23 protein-coding genes and 1 pseudogene are annotated in these 17536 nt (G+C 66.9%); 18 read left to right on the top strand and 6 right to left on the bottom strand.

The genetic code is table 11. The features are described 5' to 3' along the window. The first annotated feature begins 22 nt into the window (after positions 1-22). From AWU67_RS06295 to AWU67_RS06280, 4 genes are all read left to right on the top strand, one after another. Positions 23-349 (top strand): hypothetical protein, encoded by a 327-nt coding sequence (locus AWU67_RS06295; protein WP_067227221.1) that lies wholly within the window; start codon positions 23-25, stop codon positions 347-349. A gap of 34 nt (positions 350-383) precedes the next feature. Beyond that, positions 384-680 carry a DUF6412 domain-containing protein gene (locus AWU67_RS06290; RefSeq protein ID WP_067227220.1) on the top strand — a complete coding sequence of 99 codons (297 nt, stop codon included), beginning with the start codon at positions 384-386 and terminating at the stop codon, positions 678-680. 90 nt (positions 681-770) lie between these two features. Then, the gene (locus AWU67_RS06285; protein ID WP_067227219.1) at positions 771-1550 is read left to right on the top strand and encodes a YidC/Oxa1 family membrane protein insertase; all 780 of its coding nucleotides are present in this window, start codon (positions 771-773) and stop codon (positions 1548-1550) included. A gap of 14 nt (positions 1551-1564) precedes the next feature. Continuing rightward, on the top strand, positions 1565-2014 hold the full coding sequence (locus AWU67_RS06280; RefSeq protein ID WP_067227218.1) for a MarR family winged helix-turn-helix transcriptional regulator: 450 nt from the start codon (positions 1565-1567) through the stop codon (positions 2012-2014). Positions 2015-2018: 4 nt separating this feature from the next. Here the strand turns inward: AWU67_RS06280 and AWU67_RS06275 are convergent, their stop codons facing one another. Continuing rightward, positions 2019-4415: an ATP-binding cassette domain-containing protein gene (locus AWU67_RS06275; protein WP_067227217.1), complete on the bottom strand. Its 2397-nt coding sequence runs from the start codon at positions 4413-4415 to the stop codon at positions 2019-2021. 133 nt (positions 4416-4548) lie between these two features. Between AWU67_RS06275 and AWU67_RS06270 the strand changes: the two genes are divergently transcribed. Then, complete coding sequence (locus tag AWU67_RS06270) at positions 4549-5205, top strand: dihydrofolate reductase family protein (protein ID WP_067232238.1); 657 nt, start codon at positions 4549-4551, stop codon at positions 5203-5205. Here the strand turns inward: AWU67_RS06270 and AWU67_RS06265 are convergent. Further along, the gene (locus AWU67_RS06265; RefSeq protein WP_160329726.1) at positions 5192-5518 is read right to left on the bottom strand and encodes a DUF2975 domain-containing protein; all 327 of its coding nucleotides are present in this window, start codon (positions 5516-5518) and stop codon (positions 5192-5194) included. The two genes, AWU67_RS06270 and AWU67_RS06265, sit on opposite strands and share 14 nt — an antisense overlap. A 65-nt stretch (positions 5519-5583) precedes the next feature. Between AWU67_RS06265 and helR the strand changes: the two genes are divergently transcribed. The 4 genes from helR to AWU67_RS06245 all read left to right on the top strand — a co-directional run bounded on the left by helR (position 5584) and on the right by AWU67_RS06245 (position 9218). Next, complete coding sequence (gene helR, locus AWU67_RS06260; RefSeq protein WP_067227215.1) at positions 5584-7722, top strand: RNA polymerase recycling motor ATPase HelR; 2139 nt, start codon at positions 5584-5586, stop codon at positions 7720-7722. A gap of 102 nt (positions 7723-7824) precedes the next feature. Next, on the top strand, positions 7825-8238 hold the full coding sequence (locus AWU67_RS06255; RefSeq protein ID WP_067232235.1) for a RidA family protein: 414 nt from the start codon (positions 7825-7827) through the stop codon (positions 8236-8238). After that, a complete protein-coding gene (locus tag AWU67_RS06250) occupies positions 8235-8840 on the top strand; it encodes a dihydrofolate reductase family protein (RefSeq protein ID WP_067227214.1) in 606 nt (201 codons plus the stop codon). Before AWU67_RS06255 ends, AWU67_RS06250 begins: the two co-directional genes overlap by 4 nt. 18 nt (positions 8841-8858) lie before the next feature. Next, entirely contained in the window at positions 8859-9218 is a 360-nt protein-coding gene (locus AWU67_RS06245) for a VOC family protein (RefSeq protein WP_067227213.1), read from the top strand. On the opposite strand, the gene AWU67_RS06240 is transcribed toward AWU67_RS06245, so the two are convergent. Continuing rightward, entirely contained in the window at positions 9211-9603 is a 393-nt protein-coding gene (locus tag AWU67_RS06240) for an HsmA family protein (protein WP_067227212.1), read from the bottom strand. The genes AWU67_RS06245 and AWU67_RS06240 overlap by 8 nt on opposite strands. Positions 9604-9683: 80 nt before the next feature. Here AWU67_RS06240 and AWU67_RS06235 point away from each other — a divergent pair, with 80 nt between their 5' ends. The 4 genes from AWU67_RS06235 (at position 9684) to AWU67_RS06220 (ending at position 11737) form a co-directional block, all read left to right on the top strand. Further along, positions 9684-10178, top strand: coding sequence for a GNAT family N-acetyltransferase (locus AWU67_RS06235; protein WP_067227211.1), 495 nt, complete (start codon positions 9684-9686; stop codon positions 10176-10178). A 48-nt stretch (positions 10179-10226) separates the two neighbouring features. Continuing rightward, positions 10227-10793, top strand: a complete 567-nt coding sequence (locus AWU67_RS06230) for a dihydrofolate reductase family protein (RefSeq protein WP_067227210.1) — start codon at positions 10227-10229, stop codon at positions 10791-10793. Between the two features lie 8 nt (positions 10794-10801). Next, positions 10802-11221: a DUF6578 domain-containing protein gene (locus tag AWU67_RS06225; RefSeq protein ID WP_067227209.1), complete on the top strand. Its 420-nt coding sequence runs from the start codon at positions 10802-10804 to the stop codon at positions 11219-11221. A 78-nt stretch (positions 11222-11299) separates the two neighbouring features. Next, entirely contained in the window at positions 11300-11737 is a 438-nt protein-coding gene (locus AWU67_RS06220) for a VOC family protein (RefSeq protein ID WP_067227208.1), read from the top strand. Here AWU67_RS06220 and AWU67_RS06215 read toward each other — a convergent pair. Further along, a complete protein-coding gene (locus AWU67_RS06215) occupies positions 11734-12171 on the bottom strand; it encodes an SRPBCC domain-containing protein (RefSeq protein ID WP_067227207.1) in 438 nt (145 codons plus the stop codon). The genes AWU67_RS06220 and AWU67_RS06215 overlap by 4 nt on opposite strands. Positions 12172-12181: 10 nt before the next feature. Next, entirely contained in the window at positions 12182-12526 is a 345-nt protein-coding gene (locus tag AWU67_RS16895; protein WP_082717148.1) for a pyridoxamine 5'-phosphate oxidase family protein, read from the bottom strand. A gap of 296 nt (positions 12527-12822) precedes the next feature. On the opposite strand from AWU67_RS16895, the gene AWU67_RS06210 reads away from it, so the two are divergent. From AWU67_RS06210 to AWU67_RS06200, 3 genes are all read left to right on the top strand, one after another. Then, on the top strand, positions 12823-13188 hold the full coding sequence (locus AWU67_RS06210; protein WP_067227206.1) for a DUF805 domain-containing protein: 366 nt from the start codon (positions 12823-12825) through the stop codon (positions 13186-13188). Positions 13189-13325: 137 nt separating this feature from the next. Further along, positions 13326-14003: a Pr6Pr family membrane protein gene (locus AWU67_RS06205; RefSeq protein WP_067227205.1), complete on the top strand. Its 678-nt coding sequence runs from the start codon at positions 13326-13328 to the stop codon at positions 14001-14003. Positions 14004-14436: 433 nt separating this feature from the next. Continuing rightward, the gene (locus AWU67_RS06200; RefSeq protein ID WP_067227204.1) at positions 14437-15045 is read left to right on the top strand and encodes an HdeD family acid-resistance protein; all 609 of its coding nucleotides are present in this window, start codon (positions 14437-14439) and stop codon (positions 15043-15045) included. Between the two features lie 68 nt (positions 15046-15113). On the opposite strand, the gene AWU67_RS06195 is transcribed toward AWU67_RS06200, so the two are convergent. Further along, positions 15114-15872 carry an SDR family oxidoreductase gene (locus AWU67_RS06195; protein ID WP_067227203.1) on the bottom strand — a complete coding sequence of 253 codons (759 nt, stop codon included), beginning with the start codon at positions 15870-15872 and terminating at the stop codon, positions 15114-15116. A 184-nt stretch (positions 15873-16056) separates the two neighbouring features. Between AWU67_RS06195 and AWU67_RS06190 the strand changes: the two genes are divergently transcribed. Further along, entirely contained in the window at positions 16057-16536 is a 480-nt protein-coding gene (locus tag AWU67_RS06190) for an NfeD family protein (protein WP_067227202.1), read from the top strand. Further along, a pseudogene (locus AWU67_RS16890) lies at positions 16533-17444 on the top strand (SPFH domain-containing protein); the annotation flags it as partial. The gene AWU67_RS06190 and the pseudogene AWU67_RS16890, both read left to right, overlap by 4 nt. Positions 17445-17536 lie beyond the last annotated feature (92 nt).

Below are 17536 nucleotides of genomic sequence, written 5' to 3'. Positions count from 1 at the left end.
CCGCCGGGCGTAGGATGACGCCATGAGCCGCGACAATGTCACGCAGGCTGAAGAAAATGCCTTCGTGCGATTCTTTGAACGAGTGAACAAGCAGGTCGAGAAAGCCATCGGCTCGCCGCCGATCTCTGACGCCGGGGTCGAGGAGATCCCGGTAGCCCTGCGCACCTGCCCGCTCTGCGGGCATCAGATGCGCGAGCATGTGATCGACGAGTCAACGTCGAACGTGCTCGTGCACTGCCCGATCCCCGATGAGGAACGGCGGCCGAGCCCCGGGCGCCACGATCCGTTGGGGGAGCTGGGCATGCCGGCATCCGCCGAACGGCTCGAGAAGCTGGCCAAGCGCGCGTAGGCGTCTCGTCGGGTCAGCGAGTAGGCTCGCGGGTATGAAGGCGCTGCAGGAACGGCTGGCGGTCACACTGACCGTCGCGTTCGTCGCGTACGCGCTCGTTCTGCAGACGCCGCCGGATGCCGCGCTGCTCACGACGGCGGTGATGCTCGCTGCGGCCTTCGCGCTCGGGGCCCGCTATCTCGCGGTCGGCATCACCGCGGGGGAGTTGCGCGTCGGCGCGCGTTCCCGGGCACACCGTGAGGTGCTCTCCAGCATCATCGAGCCGCAACACCCGAACACCGCGGGCAGGCCGCGCACCAGGGCCCCGGCCCGGGCAGAGGCGACCGCGTAGTCAGCACCCCGAATCGTTGGATTCGTGGACGGCGGGCGTGGTCGCGCACATGTGACCACACATCCCTCTGCCTGATCGGACCCTCCCATCGTGGACCTCTATTCCTTCGCGCCCATTGCGGCGCTGCTCGAACTCGCCTCAACGGCCGTCAACGGCCTCGCCTCACTCTTCGCGCCCCTCGCCGGCGCTCAGGCAATGGCACTCGCCATCGTCGCGCTGACCGTTCTCGTGCGCATCGCCCTGATCCCCATCGGCATGTCCCAAGCCCGGGCTGAGGTGACACGGCTACGCCTCGCGCCCAAGCTGAGAGAACTGCAGAGCCGGCACAAGAAGAACCCAGAGAAGCTGCAGCGCGCGACGATGGAGCTGTATGCCGAGGAGAAGGCCTCGCCGTTCGCCGGCATCGGGCCGGCCCTGGCGCAAGCACCGGTGCTCTCGCTCGTCTACGGCCTTTTCATCCTCCCGACGATCAACGGCCACCCGAACGCACTGCTGGGCGAGACGTTCTTCGGCGTGCCGCTCGGCACGTCGTTCCTCTCCATCCTGAACGGCGGTGCGTTCTGGCCGGGTGCTGCCGTGTTCCTCGGGCTCTTCGCCGTGATCGCTGCGGTCGCGTTCACCTCGCGCCGTGTGATGCTCGCGCAGCAGCAGCAGCAGCAGGACCAGGCCGGGGCTCCGGCCGCCATGGCCGCGATCAGCGGCGTGCTGAGCTGGCTGCCGTTCATCACGGTCTTCTTCGCCATGATCGTCCCCCTGGCGGCGGCGCTCTACCTCACCGTCACGACGACGTGGACGCTCGGCGAACGGGCCGTCCTGCGTCGGCGGGCTGAGGCCAGAGGCACCCGCTTTAGTGATGCGGCCACATCGTGATGTAGCCTCACGATATGACGGATGTCGATTCACTCGGTGCGCTCGATCGCATGCAACAACTCGCCGTGCTCCTCGGGCGCGACAGGGACGAGAGTCTGGCCCGCCACGGCATCTCCAGCTCCCGCGCCCCCGTGCTGTGGGTGATCTCGGCCGCCGGGCCGCGCACGCAGCGCGAACTTGCAGAGTCGCTGAGGGTGAGCGCGCGCAACGTCACCGGGCTGGTGGATGCGCTCGTGGCCGACGGTTTCGTCAGCCGCGAGCCGCATCCGCGAGACCGGCGCGCAACCCTCGTCACCCTGACCGCCACCGGCAAAGCCCTTGTCGCGACCATCGCGAAGGAGCAGACCCGGTTCACGAAGATGCTCTTCGCCGACTGGGACCGCGCCGACCTCGAGCCGTTCGCACGCGGGCTGGACCGCGTGGTGCGCAGTCTGCGGGACTCCGCGCGGGGCGGTTCCGCCTAGACGATCAGGCGCCGACGTAGCGTGCCAAGTGCTGCCCGGTGAGGGTGGAGCGATCGGCAATCAGCTCGGCCGGCGTACCCTCGAAGACGATGCGCCCGCCCTCGTGCCCTGCGCCCGGGCCGAGGTCGATGATCCAGTCGGCGTGCGCCATCACGGCTTGGTGGTGCTCGACGACGATGACGGACTTGCCTGAGTCGACCAACCCGTCCAACAAGCCGAGCAGCTGTTCGACGTCGGCCAGGTGCAGCCCGGCGGTCGGCTCATCCAGCACATACACACCGCCCTGCTCACTCATCTGGGTGGCGAGCTTCAGCCTCTGCCGCTCGCCGCCGGAGAGCGTCGTCAACGGCTGCCCCAGCGAAAGATAGCCGAGCCCGACGGCTGCAAGTCGGGTCAGGATCGCGTGAGCGGCCGGAATGCGCGCCTCGCCGGCGCTGAAGAACTCCTCGGCGTCGGCGACCGACATCCCGAGCACCTCGCTGATGTCGCGCCCGCCAAGGTGGTACTCCAGCACGGCGGCCTGGAAACGCTTGCCCTCGCACACCTCGCAGGGGGTGGCGACGCCTGCCATCATGCCGAGGTCTGTGTAGATGACGCCGGCCCCGTTGCAGTTGGGGCAGGCACCCTCCGAGTTGGCGCTGAACAGGGCCGGCTTCACGCCGTTTGCCTTCGCGAATGCCTTGCGGATGGGCTCGAGCAGCCCCGTGTAGGTCGCCGGGTTGCTGCGCCGGGAGCCGCGGATGGCGCCCTGATCGATGGAGACCACGTCCTGGCCCTGCCCGGCCTGGGCGCGCAGTGACCCGTGCACGAGCGAGCTCTTGCCGGACCCTGCCACACCGGTGACGACGACGAGCACGCCGAGCGGCACGTCGACGTCGACATCTTGCAGGTTGTGGGCAGTTGCACCGCGCACCGGGAGGCTGCCGGTGCGGGTGCGAACGGCATCCTTCAGGGAAGCCCGGTCACCGAGGTGCCGGCCGGTGAGCGTGTCGCTGGCGCGCAGCGCGTCGAGGTCGCCCTCGAAGCAGACCGTTCCGCCGGCGGTGCCCGCTCCAGGGCCGAGGTCGATGATGTGGTCGGCGATGGCGATCATCTCCGGCTTGTGCTCGACGACGAGCACAGTGTTGCCCTTGTCGCGCAGGCGCAACAGCAGCTCGTTCATCCGCTGGATGTCATGCGGGTGCAGGCCGATCGTCGGCTCGTCGAAGACGTAGGTGACGTCGGTGAGTGAGGAGCCGAGGTGGCGGATCATCTTGGTGCGCTGCGCCTCACCGCCGGAGAGGGTGCCGGCCGGGCGGTCGAGTGAGAGGTAGCCCAAGCCGATCGTGACGAAGGAATCGAGGGTCGCGCGCAGCGCGGTCAGCAGCGGGGCGACGGAGGGCTCATCGAGGGCGCGCACCCACTCGGCGAGGTCGCTGATCTGCATGGCGCACAACTCGGCGATGTTGCGGCCCGCTATGAGGGACGAGCGGGCGCCCTCGTTGAGCCGGGTGCCACCGCAGTCGGGGCAGGCGGTGAAGGTGACGGCCCGGTCGACGAAGGCCCTGATGTGCGGTTGCATCGCCTCGCGGTCCTTGCTGAGCAGCGACTTCTGCACCTTGAGCACCAGCCCCTCGAATGTGAGGTTGATGCCATTGATCTTCACTTTGACCGGCTCGCGGTAGAGGAAGTCGTGCAGCTCGGTCTCGCTGAAGTCGCGGATCGGCTTGTCCGGGTCGAAGAAGCCCGACTCGGAGAACATGCGCACCGACCAGCCGTCGGCCGTGTAGCCGGGCACGGTGATCGCGCCGCCGCTGAGTGACTTGCTTTCGTCGAAGAGCTGGCTGAGGTCGATGTCGGTGACGCTGCCCATGCCCTCGCACCGCGGGCACATGCCCCCGGTGACGGTGAAATCTCGCCGCTCTTTCGTCGTCGCCGTGCCGCGCTCGACGGTGAAGGCACCGGCGCCGCTGACCGAGGCGACGTTGAAGGAAAACGCCTGCGGGGAGCCGATGTGCGGCTGGCCGAGTCGGCTGAACAGGATGCGAAGCATGGCGTTGACGTCGGTGGCGGTGCCGACGGTGGAGCGTGCGTTGGCGCCCATCCGCTCCTGGTCGACGAGGATGGCCGTGGTCAGGCCGTCGAGCACGTCCACGTCGGGCCGGGCCAGAGTCGGCATGAAACCCTGAACGAAGGCGCTGTACGTCTCGTTGATCATGCGCTGCGACTCTGCGGCGATGGTGCCGAAGACCAGAGAGCTCTTTCCTGAGCCGGACACACCGGTGAATACCGTCATCCTGCGCTTCGGGATGACGACGCTGACGTCTTTCAGGTTGTTCACGCGCGCCCCCTGCACCCGGATCAGGTCGTGCCGGTCGGCGGGATGGTTGGTGGCCGGGTGGCTCTCGGATGCCGTGCTCATGCTGTCTCCCTCATGCTGTGCTCACTCGATTCAAGCAGTTCCCTCCGACATCCGTCGCACGGCGATTGACAGTCGCCGCACCCCAGACTGAGACTTGATGCGTCCCGAATCCGACGAAGAACTGAAGGTGACCATGCAGCTCGCCCGCGTCCACGGCTTTGCAATCTCCCTCGACGGATTCGGCACCGGGGAGGGTCTCAGCCTCGCTGCCCCCTTCGGGCATGCCGGACAACGACTGCACGAGTGGATGATGCACACCCGCTACTGGCACCGGATGATCGGCGAGGAGGGCGGCGGGGTCGGTGTCGACAACGCCTTCGTCGACCAGCACGACTACCGCATCGGCGCGGAGATCATGGGCCGGGGCAAGTTCACCCCGCAGACGGGCCCGTGGACCGACCTCGGAACCGCGGAGGAATGGAGGGGCTGGTGGGGCCAGAACCCGCCATTCCACACTCCCGTGTTCGTGCTGACCCACCACCCACGCCCCTCCTTCGAGTTGGAGGGCGGCAACGTCTTCCACTTCATCGACGCGGGCCCGGCGGAGGCATTGGAGATCGCCAAGGCGGCCGCCGGCGGGCTGGACGTGCGCATCGGCGGCGGCCCGAGCATGGTGCGCGAGTTCCTCGCCGCCGGCGTGATCGACCTGCTCCACATCGTGCAGGTGCCGATTGTTCTCGGCCGCGGCGTGCGCCTCTGGGACGGCCTGGAGGGAATCGAGGCGGGTTACGACGTCGAGTCCGTCTCGACGCCCAGCGGCGTCACCCACATGACGTTCACGCGGCGGTAGCGAAGCGGGAACCTCGCCGGCGCAGCACGACCAGGAGCACGGTGAAGGCGGCTCCGGCAATGATGCAGAGGCTCAGGAGCACACCAACGGCGGGCGGACTCACACCCAGCACGCCGAGCACGTGCACCTCCAGGCCGATGGCGAGTGCGGTCGCGACGCCCCCGGCCCACATCATGGCGTTGACCCAGCCGGCGGCCTGCTGCGTGGCGAGCGTGCCGCGCCGCACCAGCCCGACGAGTGCCCACAACGCCACGAGAACGAACTGCACGCACGCTACGGCGGTCGTCGCGACCGTGCGTGCTCTTCGTGCCACTCTCAGTCTAACGAGGGGGTGGGGGCTTGCCGCAAGGCCCCCTCCGTGGGTGAGAATCGAGCACTGTGACAGTGACCACCAGCGCATTCAACCTCCCCGCCCGACTCTCCGCGAAGTCAGACCCGGCCCTGATCGGCGCCGACGAAGCCCATTTCTCAGCCGTCGCGGCCGCCCTGCAGGCCGAGATCGCCGCGGCATCCGCCAGCCTCGAGGACGAGCTGCGGGCGCCCGGCGGCAGCGGCGAGCAGGCCCTGGCCCGTGACCTGCAGGTGCATCGTTTGACTGCCCGGCTGCGCTCACTGCGGCGATTCACCCTGGACATCTGCCTCGGGCGCATGGTGCGGGCGGATGCCGCCGCGCCGCTCTACATCGGGCGTTTCGGTCTCACCGACACCTCGGGCACACCCCTGTTGATCGACTGGCGCTCGCCCGCCGCCGCGCCGTTCTTCGCGGCGACCAGGGCCAACCCAATGGGCCTGGCGACCCGCCGCCGCTACCGCTGGAGCCGCGGCCGGGTCAGCGACTACTGGGATGAGGCGTTCACCCCGGAGGGACTCGCGGCGAGCGCCGCCGTCGACGACGAGTCGGCGTTCATCGCGAGCCTCGGCAGCAGCCGGTCGGCGCGGATGCGCGATGTGCTCGGCACGATCCAATCCGACCAGGACGCCATCATCCGGGCGGGGTCGCGGGGAGCGCTGGTCGTCGACGGCGGGCCGGGCACCGGCAAGACCGTCGTCGCACTGCACCGTGCCGCCTACCTCTTGTACTCGGACCCGCGGCTCGCGCAGCGAAGCGGCAGTGTCTTGTTCATCGGCCCGAGCCACGGCTACCTCTCTTATGTCGAGGATGTGCTGCCGGGGCTGGGTGAGGAGGGGGTGCAGATCAGCACAGTGCGCGATCTTGTGGCCGAGGGCGGCTCCGCGCTCAGCGAGACGGACCCGGCGGTGGCGGGCCTCAAAGCATCGGCCGCGCTGTTGACCGCGGTGGAGCGGGCCGTGCACGCCTTTGAGACTCCGCCAGCGGAGGGCCTGCTGGTCGACACCGAGTGGGCGGAGCTCTGGCTCAGCCCGGCCGAGTGGGCAGAGGCATTCGACGCCGCGGAGCCCGGCCTGCCGCACAACGAGGCGCGGGAGCAGGTCTGGGAGGCGCTGCTGGAGATCCTGGCCGACAAGCTTGACGGAGTGCCGCCGGCCGCACTGCGCCGTGCAATGTCGCAGGACGAGGAGTTGGCCGGCACGTTCAACCGGGCTTGGCCGCTGCTCGACCCTGTCGGCATCGTGCGCGACCTGTGGGCGTCATCCGACTACCTCAGCGCATGCGCGCCGTGGCTCGACGCCGAGCAGTTGCAGACGCTCCGGCGGGAGCGCACGGCCGCCTGGACGACATCCGACTTGCCGTATCTGGATGCGGCACGGCAGCGGGTCGGCGACCCGGATGCCGGGCGCCTCGCTCGGCGACGCGCTGCCGTGCTCGCCGCAGAGCGCGCCGAAATGGACGTGGTCATCGACCAGCTCATCGAGTCCGATGACAGCGAGCTCCAGCTGATGTCCATTCTGCGCGGCCAGGACGCGCAGAACTCCCTCGTCGATGAGACCGCCCTGCCGGGCACCGACGCCGACGTGCTCGCCGGTCCGTTCGCGCACATCATCGTCGACGAGGCACAGGAACTGACGGATGCCGAGTGGCGGATGCTGCTGAGCCGCTGCCCCTCGCGGAGCTTCACGGTCGTGGGTGACCGGGCGCAAGCCAGGCACGGGTTCACCGAGTCCTGGCAGGAGCGCCTCAACCGCATCGGCCTGCGCACGGTCGAGCTGGCCACCCTGAGCGTCAACTATCGGACGCCGGAGGAGGTGATGGCCGCAGCCGAGCCGGTCATCCGTGCGGCGATTCCCGATGCGAACGTTCCCCGCTCCGTGCGGCGCAGCGGGCTGCCGGTGCGCCGTGCTGCGAGACAGGAGCTGGACGCCCTCCTCGACGAGTGGCTCACGAGCCACCCAGAGGGCACGGCCTGCGTCATCGGCACCGCGCCGCCGATGACGGGCCGGGAGCGCGTGCTCTCTTTGACCCCCGAGCTGGCCAAGGGCCTCGAGTTCGATCTGGTTGTGCTGATCGACCCGGACGGATTCGGCGCCGGCATCGAGGGAGCCGTCGACCGCTACGTCGCGATGACCCGGGCCACCTCGCAGCTCGTCATCCTGGTTTAGAAGAGCAAGGCTGGCCCAGAAGAGCACGGCTGCCGCAGAATGGCGCGGGCGTGCAGGTCGAAGCTCTGGCGTCATCCGCGGCCGAGTGGAAGCATGGCCGCCATGGAGATCACTCGATTGCAACCAGCCGGTCTCGTGTCGAGCCCGGCATTCAGCCATGTGGCGATCGTTCCCGCGGGAGCCACGACGATCTATGTCGGGGGCCAGAACGGCATCGATGCCTCCGGCGCGCTCGTAGCAGGCGGCATCGTCGAACAGTCCGTCCGAGCCGTCGACAACGCCGGCACCGCCCTCGCCGCGGCCGGGGCATCGCTGGCCGATGTTGTGCAGTGGACGGTGCTCATCGCCGCCGACGCGGATCTCGGCGCCGCGTACGGGGCTATCGCCCCGAAACTCGCTGGCCCGGGTTTGCCGCCGCTTGTCACGGCCGCGCGCGTCACAGCCTTGGGCCTGCCGGGCGCGCTGATCGAGGTCAGCGCCGTTGCCGCGGTGCTCAACACGGAGGGCCCATCATGAGCGAGATCGTGGTGCAGGCGTTCATCACCTTGGACGGTGTCACGCAGGCTCCAGGGGGCAGGGATGAGGACAACGAAGACGGCTTCGCGCACGGCGGCTGGCAAGACCGCTACCACCCGGACGAGGACAACGCGTTCGTCGGGGAGTGGGAGAGCAAGGCGGAGGCACTGCTGCTCGGCCGCAAGACCTACGACATCTTCTCCGGGGCGTGGGGCGTCTGGGACGAGAACGCCGACGGGCTGATGGGGGAGCTCACCCGGCGGTACAACCGCATCCCCAAATACGTCGCGTCGAACACGCTCACCGAGCTCGCCTGGAAGAACTCCCACCTGCTCGGCCCCGACGTGCCGGCCGCAGTGGCGAAGCTGCGCGAGCAGCCAGGTGGAGAGATTCGCGTCTGGGGGAGTTCGCAGCTGATCAAGACGCTCGCCGCCCACGACCTGATCGATGAGTACCGGCTCGTCGTCTATCCGCTTGTGCTTGGCAGCGGAAAGAAGCTGTTCTCAGAGGGCTTCGCCCTCACTAGGCTCGCCCTGGTGGATTCCCACGCGCTGCCGTCCGGCATCCTGGTCAACATCTACCGACGCCGCACGGCGGGCTGAGAACCGAGAGGACCAATCATGGGAGTGACTGGAATCGGCGGGCTGTTCTTTCGCAGCCGCGACCCGGAGACGCGGGCGGCCTGGTACCGCGAGCACCTCGGAATCGAGGCCGGGCAGGAGGGGATCTGGCAGCAGCAGGCCGGTATGACGGTATTCGCACCGTTCCCGGCCGACTCGGACTACTTCGCGGCGGAGCAGTCCTTCATGCTGAACCTGCGCGTCGCCGGGTTGGATGAGTTGACCCAGAAGCTGGAGGAGGCGGGCATCATGGTCGAGCGCCGACCCGAGTGGGACACCGCCGACTACGGCCGCTTCGCCCGCATCCACGACCCGGAAGGTCTGCCGATCGAGCTGTGGGAGCCGCCCGCTCTCAGCTGAGGCTGGCGCCAATGGCCCCAGCGAAGTAGGGCACCAGCCAGATCGCCCAGACGATCAGGGAAAACTTGTGGAACCGCTGGCGCTCGGAGTCGCGATTGCGCACGAGCACGATGATCGCCCAGACAAGGTGAATGAGCATCAACGTGAGGGCGATGGCACCGGTGACAATCATCACTGTATTCAGTCCGCCGGCAAGACCCGTTGCCGAGGTGCTGGAATCTGCCAGACGGCTCATCGCGAATGTGCCGCTGGCATCGAAGAACAGACCGATTCCGAAGAACACGGCGTGCCACGGCTTCAGCACCCGCTGGCGGTGCTCGGCCCAGACCCCGATCGTGTAAAACACGAGGGCTGCGGTGATGAGGACGATTGCGAAAGCGAGCATGAAATCATTCTGGCCGCTCCCGTGCCTGCGAGCCAGCAGTGGAGCGCAGCCGGGCCGGCCGGTTCCTCTAGTATCGGGCCATGGAAGCGGTGTTCGTGGTCCGGCCTGCGCTCGAGGGCGATGCGGCGCAGATTGCGCGGTTGCACGTCGAGTCCTGGCGTGAAACCTACAGGGGGCTGATGGATGACGCGGTGCTGGACGATCCCGGCGCGCTCGGGCGCCGCGAGCTGTTCTGGGCTGCGGCCCTCGCCGACCCGCTTTACGCGGGAAACCGGGCGGCCGTCGCAGAGCGCGGTGGGAAGATCGTCGGCATCGCGATGTCGGGGCCGCCCCGAGACACGGACGCCGCATGGTCCGCCGAGCTTTACCTTCTCTACACGTACGCCGCCGTGCACGGTGCGCGTGTCGGCACGGCGCTTCTCGAATCGGTTCTGACGCCTGGCTCCAGCGCGGCGCTCTGGGTCGCCGACCCCAATCCGCGGGCACGCGCCTTCTATCTCAAGCATGGCTTCGTGCCCGACGGCGCCTCCAAGCTCGGGCACGGTGTGCGCGAGCTGCGCATGGTCCGCAGCTGACCTCGCTGCTCGCTGGCGCGCGCACCACCCGCCAACTACAGTGGCGCCATGCGCAAGCTCATCGTCCAACAGTGGGTGACCGTCGACAACATCGCCGCAGAAGAGGACGGCGGTCTCAGCTTCGTGGCGGGGGAGCCATTCGCCGAAGACGACACCAGCGCGTTCAAGGCGAGCGTGATGGGATTCATCGACTCGGTCGACACCATGATCCTCGGGGCGAACACCTATGCCCAGTCCGTCGGGTATTGGCCGCACGCCACCGAGCAGGGCGAGTACGGGGCGAAACTCAACACGCTCACCAAGTACGTCGCCTCGGCGACGCTGGCGCACGCGCCATGGGGTGACTTCTCGGCCGCGACCGTGACCAGCGATCCGGTCGCCACGATCAGGATGCTCAAGGGGCAGGCAGGCAAGGACATCTGGCTGTGGGGGAGCCTCGACCTGATGCAGTTCCTGTTGGCTGCCGGCGTCGTCGATGAAGTCCAACTGCGGGTCTGCCCGGCCTCACGCGGGCGCGGCCGACACGTGTTCGCGGACCGACAGGAGCTGGAGCTGCTTGAGGCCACGCCATTCGAGAACGGCGTGGTGCTGCTGCGCTACGCGCTCACGAAGTAATGGAACGGATGGGGGAGAGCGCCTCACACGAGGTGGACGTGTGGTTGAGGGAATGGCAGGTCTCCGAGGACGGCCTGCGCGTCGCGCTCGGTGAGTCAGTCTCCTGGGATCTCGTGCCCATGGACCAGGAATGGATGACGAGGCTCTTCGGCGAGCGCCGAACCGTCCCGCTGCAGCTTGACACGTACGCCTCTGCCACCAGGGCGCCCGATGCGCCGGACTGGACGCGCATTCGTGGCGACATCTTGGCGATCGAGCAGGTCTCCGTCCGGTACACCCGCTCCACAGACCCTTCGGAGGTGGGTTCCGTCCCCGAGCCCGGTGCGGCCGTCACGCTCAGGGTGCCGTCGCTGTGGCCGAAGCATCCGCACATCGGATCGGTCGTCGGGTGGATCGTCCGTGTCCGGATGCCGTCGCATATCGACTGAAACTGGGAGACTCGGCGTGCACATCGGAAGAGCGATTACCCTGACCGGGAGGAGCGCCTCGAGCGGAAGGGTACAACCATGAGCTTGCGCGGATTCAGCACAATCAACTTCTGGGCAGACGACGTGGCGGCGGCGGCCGCGTGGTACGCAGAGTTTCTCGGCATCGAGCCCTACTTCAAACGCTCAGGCCCAGACGGGGAGTTGGCGTATGCGGAGTTCCGCATCGGCGACTACCAGCACGAGCTCGGCATCATTGACAGTCGTTACCGTCCCGGGCAAACCGTGGCAGACCAGGGGGAGAGTGAGCCCTCTGGTGCGGTCATGTACTGGCACGTCGATGAGCTGGGCGACACCATGGATCGCTTGTTGTCGATGGGCGCTACCGAGTACGAACCGATCACGGTGCGCGGCGAAGGCTTCGTCACGGCCTCCGTCGTGGATCCGTTCGGCAACGTGCTGGGCGTCATGACGAACCCCCATTATCTTGAGGTGCTCGCCGGCGTGAAGAACGGCTAGGTGTCGAGGCGCTCGGTGATCGCCTTGACACTCTGCACGAGGGAGTCCCACATGCCTTTGGAGTGCGCTGCGGCCTCCGGGCTGTTGTTGTTGTCCTGGGCGAGTGTCAACTGGGTTGATTCGCCACGCTCCTCAAGCGTCCACGTCAGCGTGTGGTAATTCTCCGGAACGTCGGCCTGCCCCGCCAGCGGGCTGAAATGAGTGTTCACCAGCCTTTTACCCGGTACCAGTTCCAGGATCACGCCTTTGTCCTCGTATGGCTTGCCCTTCCACATGCCACGCCATCGGATCGGGCCGCCCACAATCCAGTCGGTGTCGACATCCGTGCCGAACATGAACTCCCGGATTGCATCGGGGTCCGTGATCACGGACCAGACACGCTCCGGAGTCGCGCCGATCGTGATCGTCGAGCTTGCGACGTAGTTTTCACTCATGATTGACACGCTATGGCGCGCTCAACCGCCTGTCACCCGTCAATTCAGGCAATGCCGCAAATGGGTTCGCACCGAGCTGAGCACCCTTTGCTGACGAACGCTGACCTGCGAACGACCAGCCCTGCCTGCCGACATCCTTGAGGAGGAGCGTGCGCGCGTCCGGGATGCCCGCGGCATCCACTGTTGCCAACGTCGCCGCCTGAGGCTCGGCCACGCCGGCGATCACAGCCTCACGAATCCACGACAGGAAGAGCACATCGGGCTCGGCTGGTAGCGCTGCAGTGTCGAACGGCGGCGGCGAACCGACAAGGGAGGGCTGGGATCGCAGCCAGAGTGCCGGAGTACTCGTGTCCATGCCCACATCCTCGTGCCTGGCCGCCCAAACCGCGGACCGACAGGCCGCGCGCCTTCTCAGCAGGGCCCCAAGGATCGGCATGGCATCCGGACGGAGCGCGGCGGGGCGTCAAGGATACTGTGCGGCCACGAAAATCCCTGATAAGCCCCTAAGCTGAGCTCGTGATGCCGGCTCCCGCCACAGTCCCGGACACCGAGCCGCTGAAGCGCGCCTCTCTGTCAGCGGCTATGGGGCGGTTCGTCTCTCATGCGTTCCGGCTGCGGGGGAGAGCCAGCCGGAGTGAGTACTGGTGGTGGATGCTCGTCAACGTCATCACGCTGGCACTGACGCAGCTCGTGTTTCCGGCGCTGATCGCTGGCCGCACCCCGGAGCCCACGATCTTCCTCGGCCCTTTCGGGTCGCGCCTGTTCGCACCGATCGCGCTCGTCACGTGGCACGAGACGGATCCACCCAGCTCGCCGCTGGCAGCGTCCTTCCTGTTGTTCGCAGCACTGTGGCTGATCGTGACCGTCATTCCCGGGTTCACGGTCGCCGTGCGGCGTCTGCATGACTCGAATCTGTCGGGGTGGTGGGCGCTCCTGGCGGTCACCCCGCCTGGCCCATTCATCCTGCTCCTGCTCGCCACCCGACGTTCGCGAGTAGAGGGCGCCCGGTTCGACTAGGGCGAATGGAAAGAGTGGGCTCTCTCGAGCCGGCGCAAGCAGAGTCGCGAAAAGGGAACGAGCGGCCTGGTCGGCGATTCAATACGCGGCGACTCTCTTGCATCCGTGTGCTTGAATCGCGTAGCGAGAGGAGTGCAGTGCAAGCAGCCATCGAACAACGTCGCGTTTCGGGTGTGACCGGGTATTTGCGGGTCGGCAGCGGTGTCCTCGTATTGGCGGTGCTCACGTACGCGTTCTCCGAGCGGATCGCGGCCGGCGACGGGAACCCGTTCGACTTCTTCGGCTACTTCACCAACCTCACGAGCTTGCTGACGAGCGTCGTGTTGATCGCCACCGGGGCGCGCGTCCTCGCTGGGAGGCGCGTGCCGACGTGGCTGAGCATCGCGCGTGGTGTCGCTACCGCTTCTCTGATTGTTGTTGCACTGATCTACAACCTGGTCGTTCCCGGAACTGGATCCGCACCGCCTTGGGTCAGCGCAGTACTCCATGTAGTTTTCCCCCTTGCCGTCGTCCTTGATTGGATACGCGTCGGCGACCGGCCGCCACTGCCATGGAGGACGCTGTGGCTCGTGCTTCCGTATCCGCTGATCTGGCTCGCCGTCGTCTTGAGCCGCGGTGCCACGGATGGCTGGGTCCCGTATGGCTTTCTGCTGCCCGAGCGCGGACTGCTTGCCATGACGGCGACGGTCGGTGGCCTTCTTGCTGCATTGCTTGTTGCCGGCGTCCTGATCTGGGCATTCAGCAGAGTGCCGGGGTTCGCTCCGCGAAGGTGGAGCATAAGCCGGCGGAGCGGTTCGTCACTGCCGGAGGAGTAGATCTGTCCTTCGCTCAGAAGTGGATCGAGGCGCCGTGGGAGAGGGCTTCCGGAACCTGACTTGACATAATGTGCATTATCGGCGCAATGCCGAGAGTGGTCAGGTGCTCTCGCCCAGGGTCGGAATTGCGCGGAAATACTGCATCTTTCAACACCACCGTGCGGCGGGCGTTCGTTGTCGCGTACTCGTGCCTGAAGCCGAGTTTCTCGAGAACCCGGAGCGACCGCGTGTTCCAATCACAGACGGTCCACCAGAGCCATGTGCGCTCCGGAGCTATTCGTATACGATCTCAGGCTCGCCGATGGACCTGCGGCAAGCGGGCCGCCCAGAGCCACTCAATTGGCGACAACCGGCGTATTTATCCACCGCGGGCGGCCCCGCCGCGCTAACCTGACCCCAGCAACAGTTCCCTACAACTACAAAGGTGCACACAATGACCACACCCCAACAGGGCACGTACTTCGCGGCTTTCTCGCTCGACGGCAAGGATCTCACGAAGTCCGCCATCAACGGCGTCCGCATCGCACTCGGCGTCTCGGGCGCTGCGGCGCTCATCATCGGCCTCATCATCACCTTCTGGCCGAAGGGCGCGGCGGCTGGAATCGCCGTGCTGCTCGGCATCTACCTGCTGATCGCCGGCATCGCCTACCTCGGCATCGGGATCTTCTCCCGCGGCATCGGTGGCTGGGCCCGAGTGCTCGACATCATCCTGGGCATCGTCTTCATCGTGGCGGCGGTTCTTGCCTTCACGAACATCAGCGGCACCGCCGCGGTGCTGGCGGTCTTCCTCGGTGTGCTCGTCGGCATCGCCTGGATCATTGAAGGTGTCGTGGCGCTGGTGCAGATCGGCGACGCCCGCTCCAAGGGATGGTCGATCTTCTTCGGCCTGCTCAGCATCGTCGCCGGCATCGTGCTGCTCTTCGCCCCCATCTGGAGCGCCGTGTTGCTGTTCATCCTCACCGGCATCGGCCTGATCGTGCTCGGTGTGATCCAGATCGTGCGTGCATTCACCTTCGGCCGGGGCATCGTCACCCCCGCCTGAGTCATCAGGTGCACAGAAAAGGACGGGCCCTCCACGCGGAGGGCCCGTCCTTTTCTGTGCTGCGGGAGTTAGCTGAAGTCGGAGATGTCACCGACGTAACGGGTGTTGTTCGCGGGAACCGGCTCGACGGCAGCGAGGGCGACCTCGGCGGCGAACTCCCCCACGTTATAGAGCTTGCCGGCCGAGTCCTTGCGTGCCGAGATCGCACCGGGGTTCGCACGCTCGAGCAACGTGGCCGTGATCGTGCCCTCGATCATGTCGCCGGAGACGACGACGAACTCGACGCCCGCAGCGGCGAGCTCGGGCAGCTTGGCGCGCAGGGCGTCTTCGCCCGCGCGCTTGCTGCGTGCGACGGGCTCGTACTCGGGCATCGTGGCCGTGTTGTGGATGAAGTGCGCCTGGTGGCTGGTGACGAAGACGACACGGGCACCTGGGTTCAACGCGGGCAGCGCCGTCTCAAGCAGGTTGACCTGCGAGTCGCGGTTGAGCACCATGGCGTAGTCCTCGGCCATGCCGGACTCCATGCCGCCGGAGGCATTCATGACCAGGATGTCGATTCCGCCGAACTCGGCCTTGACCGTGTCGATCAGCTGGTTGACGGATGCCGGGTCGGTCAGGTCGGCGCCGACAGTAATCGCCGTCGCGCCCTCGGCCCGCAGGCTGTCGGCGAGCTTGACAGCCCTGGCCTCTTTGTTGCGGTAGTTGATGACGACATTCGCGCCGGCCTCGGCGAAGTAGCGCACGGTGTCCGCGCCGATCCCGCGTGAGGAGCCGGTGACGAGCGCAGTCTTGCCTGCCAAGGTCTGCGGGGCGAGTGGATTGGTCACGGAGGTCTCCTCGGTGTTGCGGGTGGGTATGGGATGTCAATGGGGGCGCCCCTCACAGAGAAGCGTCCGATCGAGGATACCAAGGGCCGGAGACTCAGGAACTCCCAGCGCAGATCGGCCATTGCCGCTCCCCCAGCTGATAGTTTCATCTCAGAGGTGACTCACAACGTCGGGAGGAGTGGTCATGGACGACTTCATTGCCTCATATGGCTGGATTATCTGGCTGGTCCTGATCCTGATCTTCCTCACGGTCGAAATCGTCACCCTCGAGTTGACGTTCCTGATGGTCGCCATCGGCAGCATCGGCGGTCTCATCGCCGGCCTGTTCGGCGCGGAGTGGTGGCTGCAGCTCGTCATCGCCGCCGTTCTCGCCGTGATCCTGCTCGTGCTGATCCGGCCCCCGCTGTTGCGCGCCCTCAAGAAGGGCGGCGACCCGGCCCGCAGCAACGTGGACGCGTTGCCGGGCACCGATGGCACCGTGGTGGCATCCATCGGCGGCGAATTCGGCATCGGCCAGGTGAAACTCGCCAACGGCGAGACCTGGACGGCGCGGCTCTCCCCCATCACCGAGCAACGCATCGTCGCGGCCGGTGAACGGGTGCTCGTCACCAGCATTGACGGCGCCACCGCCGTCATCGTCCCCGTCGAAAGGGTGCAGCCATGAACATCTCAGCAGACACCGTGTCGCAGATCGTGCTGGCCGCGGTCATCGTCGTCATTGTCGTCTTTGTCCTCGTCATCCTGTTCCGATCGATCAAGATCATCCCGCAGGCCTACGCCGGCGTGGTCGAACGCCTCGGCCGCTACCACAAGACGCTCACACCCGGGCTTAACCTGCTCGTGCCCTTCGTCGACCGGGTGCACAAGTTGGTCGACATGCGCGAGCAGGTCGTCTCCTTCCCGCCGCAACCCGTCATCACCGAAGACAACCTCGTCGTCTCCATCGACACCGTCGTGTATTTCCAGGTGACGGATGCCCGGGCGGCAACCTATGAGATCGCGAACTACCTCGGCGCCGTCGAGCAGCTCACCACCACGACGCTCCGTAACGTCGTCGGCGGGCTGAATCTCGAAGAAGCCCTGACCAGCCGCGATAACATCAACGGTCAGTTGCGTATCGTGCTCGACGAGGCGACAGGCAAGTGGGGCATCCGAGTGTCTAGGGTCGAGCTCAAGGCGATTGACCCGCCCCACTCCATCCAGGACTCGATGGAGAAGCAGATGCGTGCGGAGCGCGACCGGCGCGCACTGATCCTCACCGCAGAGGGCACCAAACAGTCCGCGATCCTCACCGCAGAGGGCGCCCGGCAAGCGGCAATCCTCAGCGCGGAGGGCGACGCGAAGGCTGCCGTGTTGCGTGCCCAGGGCGAGGCGGAGGCCATCAAGACGGTCTTCAGCGCGATCCACGAAGGCGACCCCGACCCCAAGCTGTTGGCCTACCAGTACCTGCAGACCCTTCCCAAGATTGCCGAGGGCTCGGCCAGCAAACTCTGGATCGTGCCCAGCGAGCTCACCGAGGCGCTGAAAGGCCTGAGCCGGGCATTCATCCCACCGAACCCGGATGCCGCGGCACCCATTGCCCCATCCGTCCCCCCGGCCAGTACACCTCCGGTCAGTACACCCCCGGCCGCGACTCCCCCACCGCTCCCCCGACAGGACCGACG

This window comes from Microterricola viridarii (genome assembly GCF_001542775.1).
Taxonomy (GTDB): domain Bacteria; phylum Actinomycetota; class Actinomycetes; order Actinomycetales; family Microbacteriaceae; genus Microterricola; species Microterricola viridarii_A.
This window is presented reverse-complemented; position numbering and strand designations above follow the sequence as displayed.

Excerpts from the sequence above, each read along its gene's own strand:
- AWU67_RS06295 (WP_067227221.1), top strand. The coding sequence starts at position 23 with ATGAGCCGCGACAATGTCACGCAGGCTGAAGAAAATGCCTTCGTGCGA.
- AWU67_RS06290 (WP_067227220.1), top strand. The coding sequence starts at position 384 with ATGAAGGCGCTGCAGGAACGGCTGGCGGTCACACTGACCGTCGCGTTC.
- AWU67_RS06280 (WP_067227218.1), top strand. The coding sequence starts at position 1,565 with ATGACGGATGTCGATTCACTCGGTGCGCTCGATCGCATGCAACAACTC.
- AWU67_RS06275 (WP_067227217.1), bottom strand. The coding sequence starts at position 4,415 with ATGAGCACGGCATCCGAGAGCCACCCGGCCACCAACCATCCCGCCGAC.
- AWU67_RS06270 (WP_067232238.1), top strand. The coding sequence starts at position 4,549 with ATGCAGCTCGCCCGCGTCCACGGCTTTGCAATCTCCCTCGACGGATTC.
- AWU67_RS06255 (WP_067232235.1), top strand. The coding sequence starts at position 7,825 with ATGGAGATCACTCGATTGCAACCAGCCGGTCTCGTGTCGAGCCCGGCA.
- AWU67_RS06250 (WP_067227214.1), top strand. The coding sequence starts at position 8,235 with ATGAGCGAGATCGTGGTGCAGGCGTTCATCACCTTGGACGGTGTCACG.
- AWU67_RS06245 (WP_067227213.1), top strand. The coding sequence starts at position 8,859 with ATGGGAGTGACTGGAATCGGCGGGCTGTTCTTTCGCAGCCGCGACCCG.
- AWU67_RS06240 (WP_067227212.1), bottom strand. The coding sequence starts at position 9,603 with ATGCTCGCTTTCGCAATCGTCCTCATCACCGCAGCCCTCGTGTTTTAC.
- AWU67_RS06235 (WP_067227211.1), top strand. The coding sequence starts at position 9,684 with ATGGAAGCGGTGTTCGTGGTCCGGCCTGCGCTCGAGGGCGATGCGGCG.
- AWU67_RS06230 (WP_067227210.1), top strand. The coding sequence starts at position 10,227 with ATGCGCAAGCTCATCGTCCAACAGTGGGTGACCGTCGACAACATCGCC.
- AWU67_RS06225 (WP_067227209.1), top strand. The coding sequence starts at position 10,802 with ATGGGGGAGAGCGCCTCACACGAGGTGGACGTGTGGTTGAGGGAATGG.
- AWU67_RS06220 (WP_067227208.1), top strand. The coding sequence starts at position 11,300 with ATGAGCTTGCGCGGATTCAGCACAATCAACTTCTGGGCAGACGACGTG.
- AWU67_RS06215 (WP_067227207.1), bottom strand. The coding sequence starts at position 12,171 with ATGAGTGAAAACTACGTCGCAAGCTCGACGATCACGATCGGCGCGACT.
- AWU67_RS16895 (WP_082717148.1), bottom strand. The coding sequence starts at position 12,526 with ATGGACACGAGTACTCCGGCACTCTGGCTGCGATCCCAGCCCTCCCTT.
- AWU67_RS06210 (WP_067227206.1), top strand. The coding sequence starts at position 12,823 with ATGCTCGTCAACGTCATCACGCTGGCACTGACGCAGCTCGTGTTTCCG.
- AWU67_RS06200 (WP_067227204.1), top strand. The coding sequence starts at position 14,437 with ATGACCACACCCCAACAGGGCACGTACTTCGCGGCTTTCTCGCTCGAC.
- AWU67_RS06190 (WP_067227202.1), top strand. The coding sequence starts at position 16,057 with ATGGACGACTTCATTGCCTCATATGGCTGGATTATCTGGCTGGTCCTG.